At 34.8% G+C, this 10009-nt stretch carries 13 protein-coding genes; all 13 read right to left on the bottom strand.

Features of this window, described 5'->3' with window-relative positions:
* Positions 1-122: 122 nt before the first annotated feature.
* Positions 123-2267, bottom strand: coding sequence for a hypothetical protein (locus OFN67_RS06900; protein WP_270868542.1), 2145 nt, complete (start codon positions 2265-2267; stop codon positions 123-125).
* Positions 2257-2775: a LolA family protein gene (locus OFN67_RS06895; RefSeq protein WP_270868543.1), complete on the bottom strand. Its 519-nt coding sequence runs from the start codon at positions 2773-2775 to the stop codon at positions 2257-2259. Before OFN67_RS06895 ends, OFN67_RS06900 begins: the two co-directional genes overlap by 11 nt.
* Positions 2776-3076: 301 nt before the next feature.
* Positions 3077-3550, bottom strand: coding sequence for a hypothetical protein (locus tag OFN67_RS06890; RefSeq protein WP_270868544.1), 474 nt, complete (start codon positions 3548-3550; stop codon positions 3077-3079).
* A gap of 57 nt (positions 3551-3607) precedes the next feature.
* Positions 3608-4012 (bottom strand): acyl-CoA thioesterase, encoded by a 405-nt coding sequence (locus OFN67_RS06885; protein ID WP_270868545.1) that lies wholly within the window; start codon positions 4010-4012, stop codon positions 3608-3610.
* Positions 3996-4901, bottom strand: a complete 906-nt coding sequence (locus OFN67_RS06880; protein WP_270874009.1) for a hypothetical protein — start codon at positions 4899-4901, stop codon at positions 3996-3998. The genes OFN67_RS06885 and OFN67_RS06880 overlap by 17 nt, the downstream gene beginning before the upstream one ends.
* Positions 4894-5613, bottom strand: coding sequence for a glycosyltransferase family 2 protein (locus OFN67_RS06875; RefSeq protein WP_270874008.1), 720 nt, complete (start codon positions 5611-5613; stop codon positions 4894-4896). Before OFN67_RS06875 ends, OFN67_RS06880 begins: the two co-directional genes overlap by 8 nt.
* Positions 5594-7120 carry an AMP-binding protein gene (locus tag OFN67_RS06870; RefSeq protein WP_270874007.1) on the bottom strand — a complete coding sequence of 509 codons (1527 nt, stop codon included), beginning with the start codon at positions 7118-7120 and terminating at the stop codon, positions 5594-5596. The genes OFN67_RS06875 and OFN67_RS06870 overlap by 20 nt, the downstream gene beginning before the upstream one ends.
* Positions 7113-7676 carry a DNA gyrase subunit B gene (locus OFN67_RS06865; RefSeq protein ID WP_270874006.1) on the bottom strand — a complete coding sequence of 188 codons (564 nt, stop codon included), beginning with the start codon at positions 7674-7676 and terminating at the stop codon, positions 7113-7115. Before OFN67_RS06865 ends, OFN67_RS06870 begins: the two co-directional genes overlap by 8 nt.
* A gap of 2 nt (positions 7677-7678) precedes the next feature.
* The gene (locus OFN67_RS06860; RefSeq protein WP_270861439.1) at positions 7679-7930 is read right to left on the bottom strand and encodes an acyl carrier protein; all 252 of its coding nucleotides are present in this window, start codon (positions 7928-7930) and stop codon (positions 7679-7681) included.
* A gap of 1 nt (position 7931) precedes the next feature.
* A complete protein-coding gene (locus OFN67_RS06855; RefSeq protein WP_270861440.1) occupies positions 7932-8189 on the bottom strand; it encodes a phosphopantetheine-binding protein in 258 nt (85 codons plus the stop codon).
* Positions 8186-8926: a lysophospholipid acyltransferase family protein gene (locus tag OFN67_RS06850; RefSeq protein ID WP_270874005.1), complete on the bottom strand. Its 741-nt coding sequence runs from the start codon at positions 8924-8926 to the stop codon at positions 8186-8188. The genes OFN67_RS06855 and OFN67_RS06850 overlap by 4 nt, the downstream gene beginning before the upstream one ends.
* Positions 8910-9590 (bottom strand): beta-ketoacyl synthase chain length factor, encoded by a 681-nt coding sequence (locus tag OFN67_RS06845; RefSeq protein ID WP_270874004.1) that lies wholly within the window; start codon positions 9588-9590, stop codon positions 8910-8912. The genes OFN67_RS06850 and OFN67_RS06845 overlap by 17 nt, the downstream gene beginning before the upstream one ends.
* The gene (locus OFN67_RS06840) at positions 9580-10002 is read right to left on the bottom strand and encodes an excinuclease ABC subunit A (RefSeq protein WP_270868552.1); all 423 of its coding nucleotides are present in this window, start codon (positions 10000-10002) and stop codon (positions 9580-9582) included. Before OFN67_RS06840 ends, OFN67_RS06845 begins: the two co-directional genes overlap by 11 nt.
* Positions 10003-10009: the final 7 nt, after the last annotated feature.

Here is a 10009-nt window from a genome sequence, read left to right as displayed (position 1 = left end):
AGTTTTTGACAATAATAAATAAAATAACACGCATTGGAAAATAACAGAAGTTAGATTTCAAAAACGGAAAGTGGATTATATTCAAGGGTTGCTTAAAAAGAGATTAAATGAAGGGGGAGGATTTAAAATTTTGCAAATTCTGTTTCTGTCGCGTAGATTGTGGCTAAAAACGCACAAATCGCGATGTTTATCGCCACACTTAGCCCAAAAACCGCTACCGCCGCAGTCCCGCTAAAACTAAGAGCAAAAAATGAAACCATGCTAGTAAGAGCCGCAACGCTTATGCCAAAGGTTTTTTTGGCTGTTTGAAGGTGCGAATTTAGCGCAAAAATCATATAATCAACCCCCACAGCCCCTGCTAAAATCAGCCCAAAAATCACAAAAATATTGATAGAAAAACCAAAAACACTAAGGATAAAAAGGGTAATTAAATTTGATAAAAATACTGCTGTAACGATATTTGCACTGATTTTTAATCCAAAAAAATAACACAAAAGCAAAAATGCTAAGGCGTAAGCGATGATTTTAAGGTAAATCGCATTTATCTTAATGTTTAAAAATGCCGAATTTGCGCTATCTTTGAAGCTCAGATACGCTCCGCCGTCTGCTAAAATGGCATTTTTTAACGCAATTTTATCTTTTATATCGTATAAAAAAACGATATTTTTGCCATCTATTTGCAAATTTTTTAAATTTAAAAAAAGCGATGAATTTAAAACTTCATTTCGCGTGAAAACCTGCGAATTTGCGAGTTTATCAAGCTCTTTTTGAACCAAATTTGGATTTATGCCTTTCATCAAATCCGCATTGGAATTTGCAAAAATTTGCATTATTTTTTCTTGCGTTTTTGGACTTTGGATAAATTTTTCCGCACTCAAATACGAGCCGATGATTTCGTTAGAAACAAGCGTATTTGGCACATTTGAGCCACTATCTAAAACCGCCAAATCATAACTTTGAGAGCTTAGCGTGGATAGTTTAGCACTCATTTGCAAAAGCGTTTTATCCATACTAGAATACTCGCTAATGTCGTCTTTAAAAACGGCAAAATTATACAAAAATAGCGTTAAAATCGCTATGCAAACGAGATTAAATTTCAAATTTACGAATTTAAATTTAGCGCCGAATTTAATCAAAATTTGCAAAAATTTATCCCAAATTTTAGAGCTTTTAAATTCGCAATTATCAAAAATTTCAGGCAACATAAAATAGGAAAATAAAAACGCTCCCAAAAGCGCAAATATCGCAAATACCGCAATTTGCAAAAGCAAATCAAACGACGAAAACAAAAATACAGCATATCCCCCGGCGGTAATAAAAAAGCCTAACAAAAAGATTTTTTTCATATCTTTTATGCTCTGTTTTTTTACCAGCGAATTTGCATTTGAGCCAAGCCAATGTGCGCTAAAATCGAGCATGAGTCCGATTAAGCTAGTCGAAATCACCACGCTTATGCTATGAACGCTCTCAAAAAACAAAAATAACGCAAACACCCCGCTAACTAGCCCAAAAGCCACTACGCCAGTAACGGCAAAAATTCTAGCGTTTTTAAAAGCCAAAAATAGCAAAATAGCGCAGATTATCAGCGAAAAACTTCCCATAAACGCACTTTCAAATTTAGCCGAATTTTTCCCAAGCGCCGAGTAAATCGCGCCACCGCTTATGAGAATTTCGCTATTTTTTGCGATTTGGGTTAAATTTAAAAGCACATTTTCATCATAAATTTGCTCTAATTTTGCTTTGGCAAAATAATATTTTTGGCTTTCGATCTCGCCGTAAAATCGGTTTTCGCTCATATCAAATTTTATCCCGCCACCGCCTTTTAAAATCTCTGAGTGAAGTGTCAAAGAGAAAAAATCCTGCGAAGCACTTAATGGCTTAAATTTGTTAAAAAAATCCGCCTGACTTCGCGCAAAAAAGGCAGTGGCGTTGTTTTCGAGTAAATTTACGCTCTCATCGTCCAAAAGTGCGATTTTGTAAATTTCAAGCTCTTTTTGATAATCTTTTATCGAATTTATTTTATATAAAATTTCGCTAAAAATTCCGCTATTTTCGCACTCTGCGATAAAATTTTCAAATTTCATTTTATCACTTGAAGCAAAAATTATCTCATCTCTTAAACTATCATTTAGGTTGGTAAAAATTTCCTTGCTTTCTTTATCAAATCCGATTAAGCCGTAAATATCGGAATTTATTTTGCCCAAATTCAAAGCGATAAAAACGCTCATTATGGCAAAAGTTACGGCAAAAACGGCTTTATTTAACATCACTGAACAAAGTCCTTGTTTCATCGCCCTGCGCGTTAGTAATGGCGATTTCTCGCACCGTTTCGCCACCTTTTATGATAATGTTTTTAAAAATTTCTTTAAAAAGCGTCCCTTTTGGGCTCAAATTTAGCTCCCATGCGCCACTTTCGCCACTTAGCGAAATGTCAAAATCTTTTTGCAAAACGCTAAAATCCAAAGAAAAAATCGCCAAAAAAAGCTCTTTATCCATGAGTGAGTTTTTTTGCAGTTCCCATTTGCCGTTTTCTAGGCTAAAAATGCCATTTTGTGCGATTTTAACGCTATTTTCGATAGGCTCTTTTATATGCCAAATAAGCTCTTTGTTTTTTATTTCAAACTCGCCGCTACTTTTAATCGGCTCGTCAAATCCGCCCAAAATCATCTCTTCGTTAAATTTACCGCTTATGTTGTCGGTTTTGAGATTTAACTCGCCCACTTCCAAGCCAAAAACCAAACCACAAAATGCCAAAAACGAAAGCAAAATTCTCATTTTATTCCTTGATAATCAAAAAAATTTCTTAATTTTACAATAACTCATAAAATAAATATTGCTAAATTTTGTAAAAGTGCCATTTTGGGTCAAATTTCTTTTAAAATTTAAAATTTCCAGCTAACGCAATCTCCGGATACTGCCCCGAAATTTTAGTTGTAGTGTGGCAAGTTGCCTAGCGAAAATTTTGGTAACATTATGGTGGGCAAGGATGCCCACCCTACGATACTTATTTTCTCTATTTATTGTCCTTGCATTTAAAAAATCTCTCCATTGTTTCGCTATTGCTCCACTTATAAATTTATTTGGCTTCATCATCGATACTGCCTTTATTGTTGTTTTTAAATTTTATATTTTTCAAATTTAACTTATTTTTTGGTTTATCAAATTTAACTTTTTCGCCTTTTTGATTTTTGGGTTTTTTGCAATTTCTATATTCTTGATTTTGATTTATAATTTGTTTTTTTACAAAAGCTTTATAAATAACAAAAATTATTAAAATTATACTTACAATACAAAGTAAAAATGATATTTTGGTTTTTAAATTAAAAATACACAAATAAATAAAAATAGCAAAAATTACCGCCAAGCTACCAAAGCTAAATTTAGTTCCAAAATTTTTAAATCCTGCATAAATAAGTGGAATTGCTAAAATTATAAAAAATATCCAATTTATAAAATCATATTTTAAAGATAATTCAGCTAAATGAAGTCTCACAACGGTGCTAATAGCTCTATCAATATGTCCGATAAAAATATCAATCAAACTATTCATGTTTAGCACCGTAGGGTGGGCATCCTTGCCCACCGAATTTTATATTTTTATCAAATTTTATTTTAGCCCCTTTAATTTTTCTTTTAAAATCTCAGGTAGATAAAAGCAGGTTTCCATATTTTTTAAATTTACCGCTGCTTGGGCGGTGGTTGCCTTGCATAAAATTTCGCCCGTATCAGCGTTTTTTATGGTGTATTTGAATTTAAGTAAGCTTTCAAATTCGCTCAATTCTACTTCAACACAAATTTCATCATCAAACATCGCAGGACGCACAAATTTAAAATCCATTTTCACAATCGGATAAGCGTATCCGTCATTTTTCATATCGATATAGGTGTAGCCGATCTCGCGCAAAAACGCACACCGCGCCATTTCGCAGTATTTGACATAGTTTCCGTGCCACACTACGCCCATGCTGTCGGTATCGTAAAACTCAACTCTAAATTTATAGCTCTTTTTCACCTTGCCCCCAAAAATCAAAAAAATTATACCATTGCGCGGGATCGCTTACGCATTTGCTCTCTAAATCCGCCACATACGCTCTCAAAGCAGGCATCACAGAAGCGATTTTATCGCTTTTTAGCTCCACGCTTGGCAGTTTTTTCGTTTCAAAAGTATATTTTTTGCCTACTTTGTAACACCAAAATGAGTAAATTTCAGCCTTTAAAATCCCTGCTATGAGATACGCCCCAATGCTAAAATTCGCCGTTTTTCCTAAAAATTCGACCTTTGCGACCTTTTCGCTTTTTATCGGCACACGATCTGCCATTATGGCGATATGTTCGCCGTTATCTAGCAAATTTCCCAAATTTAGCATAGCTGGGATATTTAATTCATCGACCCAAAAGACATTGATTTTCCCGCCGCTGACTTTATCCATAAATTCGTTAAATTTGGCGTTGTTTGCACGATACATAAAGATATTTATTTTCGTGCGACCAAGTTCGCTCACAAGGGCTTTTGCCACTTCGATATTGCCATAATGGCTAGTTAGCAAAATTTTGCCCCGTTTTACGCCGTCTAGTTGTGAGCGAATTTTTTCTAAATTTGTTCGGTCGATTTCTATGCCCTTTTTATTTGTCCAAATGGCGATTTTATCGCAGATTGCAACGCCAAAATTATAAAAATTCGCATACGCGTTGCCGCTTATTTTCCCGCCACTTTGTGCGACATTTTTTCTAAAATTTATTATATTTTCTCTTTGGTTTTTTAAAAACAAAAAATACACGCTAACTACGATAAATACGATACACTTAACGATAAAACTAGGCAGTTTTGTAACCAAAAAAAATGTCGCTTTTAAAAATAAACTTGGTGCGACTTCATTTTGCTCTGCCCAGTGCTTAGCCATGAAATGCCCTTTTTGCCAACCACGGCAGAAGCGTGAAAAACAGCCTTGCGTGGGTTAGCGAAATTTGCAGATTGTCTCTAAACATGCGAAAGTGGCTTACTCCGCCCTTTTCGTAGCGAACTTTTAGCTCAATCCATTTTAGGTTTATTTTCGCTCTGTAAGCTTGAACCAAAATTTCGATATCAAAGCCCATGCGATCATCTTTTACGCTTGGTAAAATTTCGCAAATCTCTTTTAAGGGATAAATTCTAAACCCGCACATGCCGTCTTTTATGTCGTTTGATAAAGTATTGATACTGCACCAAAAATTTGTTATTTTTCGTCCATAAAAACGGCTTTTTGGTGCATTTTCATCATAAATCGGATTGGCACAAATTAGAGAGTGTGGATTTTCTTGTGCGGTTTGCAAAAAATCGTCGCATTTTGAAATATCGTGCTGAAAATCGGCATCAATCTGAAATGCGTGAGTGTAGCCCTTTTGCAAAGCTATTTTAAATCCGTCTTTGAGCGCAGCGCCCTTGCCGCCGTTGTTTTCGCGAGTAAAAATTTCAGCTTTTAAACCGATTAGTGCATTTTTGCTAACTTCATCGCTGCCGTCATCGATGATTAAAATCTCGCCCATTTTTGATAAATTTTCTACCAAATCGGCGATTTTAGCGGGGTGGTTGTAGTAAGGCACCAAAAAAACAGGCTTAAAGGCTGATTTTTCCATTGCAACACTCTTTTTGACTTTTGATTTTAAAACTTAGCGTTTTTTCTTTTTTCTCAAAAGTTATGGTTATTTCGTCATTTGGGCGGATAAAGTGCATAAATTTTATGCTTGGAATATGGCTTAAATTTTGCAAATCATATCCTAATTTTTCGGCGCAAATCTTAGCAAATTTAAGCTGCATAAAACCCGGCACCACAGGAAAACTCGCAAAATGTCCGTCAAAATAAAAATCGCTTGGCTTAATTTTTGCCCTAAATTCATTTTGCGAAATTTGCGTAAATTCAGGCATTTCGTAGCTTTCATAAGCTTTTAAAAAATCATCTTTTTTTACCTTACTTTGCGCAGAATACGGGACTTTACTGACTATTTTAAAATACCTTACAACCGAGCCAAAATCATATTTTAGATATTTTTTTAAATTTTCTACGACGCTTTTTTTGCCGTTTTTTCTAAACTCTTCTTCACCGCTCTCGCTTAAAACTATCAAAGCCAAAATTCGCTCAAATTTTGGGTGAAGCCCTAATTTGCAGTCTTTTATAAGTTCATTTTGATTTAATTTTTCTTCTATGGCGTCCAAATTTACGCGGTTTTCGCTAAATTTGACAATCCTATCAAGCCGTCCGTGCAAAATAATATCATCGCCTCTAATCTCGCCACTATCGCTACTTTCAAACCTTTTGCACCAAGGCGAAGTTATGATGAGTTCGCCTTTTTTGCCCACTTCTAAATTCGCAGGCTCAAATTTTTTAAGCCCCACTCCTAAATTTGCCCCCACAACGCCCGTTTCGCTAGATCCGTAAATATCGACAATTTTGGCTTTTGTGATTTTATTTAATTCATCACGCAAATTTTGCGGGAGCTTAGCTCCTGCTGAGATTATCATTTTTAAATTTGCTATTTTTTTGGCGTTTTTGTGCTGGTAAAGTGCGTTTAGCACGGTTGGGGACGAGATTAAAATTTTATTTTCAAGCTCTTCATCAAGTATGATTTCAGGGTAATTTAGCTCCCTTAAATCCGACTTCGCACCCAAATTTAAAGGCACAAAAAATTTAAATGTCAGCCCAAACATATTTTGGTGAGTTACACTGGCTAAAAACTGCTCTTGGGAGCTTAAATTTAGGGCTTTTGCTAAATGCTTTGCTTCTAAGACCATATCCAAAAGCGACTTTTGAATATTTTTTGGTTTGCCTGTGCTTCCAGATGTTTTTAGATAAAAAATCTCGCTTCCGTTTAAATTTAACTCGCCAAATTCGCCTAAATTTTCAAACTCAGCACAAATCCCAGCAAATTTTTCATCATCAATGCCAAAAAAACCATCTTCAAAATGATTATCTCTTAAAAGCTCAGGTTTTGTCCCTGCCAGCATCGCCCCAAAAAAGGCGATTTTAAACTCACTCATATCGCTTAGAAAAATTTGAGTTCGCTTTATGTTTTTATTTTTTAAAACAGCTGCGAATTTGCAAATTTGCTCCGAAATTTCACTTAAATTTTGTATAAATTCACGCATTTTTTATATAAAACTTCCTAAAAATAATCTCGCCAAAAAGCAACGCTCCTATCAAAACATAAGAAATCGCCCCACAATAAACGCCCCAGTAAATTTTGTTTTCAAAATACGCTAAAATCGCACTTATAAGCCCATTTATCACAAAAAATCCTATCCAAATTTTGGTTAAATTTCTTGTATAAATCAAAGCTTTTGGCTCTAAATTTTTTTCTTTTAACATAGCAAATTTAGTTATCATCGGCGTTTGCTTTAAGCTAAAATAAAAAACTGCCCCCAAAAAGGCGTTTATTAGCACTGGGTAAAGATATTTTAACCCGTAAGCGTTAAAAACCGCACAAAGTGCGAAAAATCCGCACATTACAAAGCTAAATTTGCCAAATTCGCTTAAATTTTTGCTTTTGTTTTCGCCGTTTTGCTCTAATTCTAAAACCCCACGCGCTCCCCATAAAATCGCCATTATGATTAGCAAATAAAGACTAAATTCCCTAAAAAAGACAATCCCAAAAGGATAAAATACACTAAAAAGCGTAATTATCGCCTTTAAAATAGTTTTCAAATTTACTCGCCGATTTGGTATTTTTTCGCCACGACCTCAACAATATCGCCAAGCGTTTTTATGGCTTTGAAGTCTTCTGGCATTAGTTTATGACCTGTTTGTTTTTTGACAAAATCAACCAAATCAATCGCATCAATGCTATCAATGTCTAAGTCTTCATAAATCTTAGCATCAAGCGAAATTTTGCTTTCATCTATCTCAAAAAGCTCAACCAAAGCCTGTTTTAGAATTTCAAAAATCTGATTTTTATCCATTTTATTTCCTATTTTTTGATATAAAATCTGCCAAATTTACGACATTTGCGAAAATTTCTTTGACATTTTCAGTTTTTGAGTTTATTACAATGTCATATTTTTTTTGGATCAAAAGCCCAAGTTCGAGCGCATCGACGCTATCAAGCCCAAGTCCTTCTCCAAAAAGCGGTGCATTCTCGTCGATGTCACTCACGCTCATATCTTCAAGGTTAAGCCCTGAGATAATCATCTCTTTAATCTCTAAAATAAGATCACTCATAAATCTTGCCTTTCATATAAATTTTGTATTTTTTCGTGTAATAATCTAACTCGAATCGGATTTGAACGGGATTTTTCAAATTCGCTCAAATCTAAATTTTCTAAAATATCCACTTCATATTTTATCTTATTTTGTGGCGTATCATACCACGATTGTCCTTTTTTTAAGCTTTTTGGCGACATTTTTATGCCTAGCGCGATTAGCTCTTTTGCGCAGTTTATGGCTATATAAAATGCGCCTTTTTGCATGCAAATTTTATCTTTCGTGCGAGTGCCTTCTGGGAAAATTATCAAATTTTCTCCATTTTGCAACGCTTTTTTTGATAGTTCTAGCATTTTTTCATTTTCTGTGTTTAAAATATAATTTGCCGATTTTATCGCCCCAAATAAAAAAATATTTTTTGCTAAACTTGCCTTTACTATGCAATTTGCCCTGCGTATGTGAGATAAAAGCAACACAACATCGAGCAAGGACGGGTGGTTTGCGATGATGATAGCGCTATCTTTGCGAACAAATTTTGCCCTAAAATCTATTTTTGCGTATCCATAAAACACAATCAAATACAAAAACACTCGCCAAGCCACAAAAACCAAATCCCTAGCGAAATTTTCTATGATTTTAAATTTGTTTAATCGCAGTATTATTAAGGGAATAAAAAAGAGATTTCCAACCATGCAAATAATGCCAAAACTTGCAAAGCATAACGCTACGCAAATTCGCCTAAATAGCAGTTTCATCGACCCATTTCCAGATTAAATCTTGCTCTTTTGTAATCCAAGATTTTTTGTGATTTTTTAGATTTAGCAAAAATTCAAAATCGCTATTTTTAGTCAAATTTGCTAAATTTGGCTCGTTATTTGGTGAAATTTCAATGCTAAAATTTTTGCCTTTTTCTACCACGACCAAAATCGCATAAATCAAATCATTTTCGTTCATAAGTTCATTATTTATGCTCTCAAAATAGCTAATAATCGCTATTTTATCAAATTCATCAAATTTAGCTACGGCATTTAAAATTCCGTTTTCTAAGCTCAAATTTGCAGATACTGCCGAAATTTCAGCCCTATTTTTGGCAAAAATCGCATTTTGTGCCACAATCGCATTATGAACACTAATGCAAAATGAAGCAGGAGAGAGCGGTTCGAGTGTAGCTAGACTAGATTGCAAAGAAAAACAGCGATTTATCTCGCCGTGCTTTGAGCTAAAAATCACAGGCATTTCATCGCACTCTTTTAAGAGCGAAATGCAAAATCTCGCCCCCTTGCTAAGTCTTCTTCGCTCAATAGGGGCGATATGCGTTAAATCTGGACTTTTTTTGTAAATTTCAAGCTCACCTAAATTCGAGCCAGTATCGATAATAGCGTCGAATTTGGAAATATTAAAATAAACTTTATTTTGCAATATAACCTCTAAATGTCACGCCGACCATGATATTTCCGATACCACACTCAAATTCTTTATCGCTGACAAATTCGTGTTTGTAGTAATAACTCGACAAATTCACAGCCTTGTTTCCACCCTCTCTTTTGGCCCTTTCTTGGAAACTTATCATAGCAGAAGCAAACGCTCTAAAACACGCCTCTTCCTCGCTTTTGCCGACTTTGTTTGCCTTTTTGTTTGATGAAATTAAGCCTGTGATTTTTTTACCACCGCCTTTTTTACCAAAGCTTAGTTGCACGCTAGGATCTAGCACAGATTTGACAGCTGGATCGCTTAAAGCCTTTGAAATAGAAAATTTCTTAACATCATTTTTTGCGAAAGCAAAATTCGCACAAACCGCCAAAGCAGCAACAACACTCAAAAACTTTTTCATTTTTTCC

Source organism: Campylobacter sp. JMF_11 EL3 (assembly GCF_027736965.1).
Taxonomy (GTDB): domain Bacteria; phylum Campylobacterota; class Campylobacteria; order Campylobacterales; family Campylobacteraceae; genus Campylobacter_B.
This window is presented reverse-complemented; position numbering and strand designations above follow the sequence as displayed.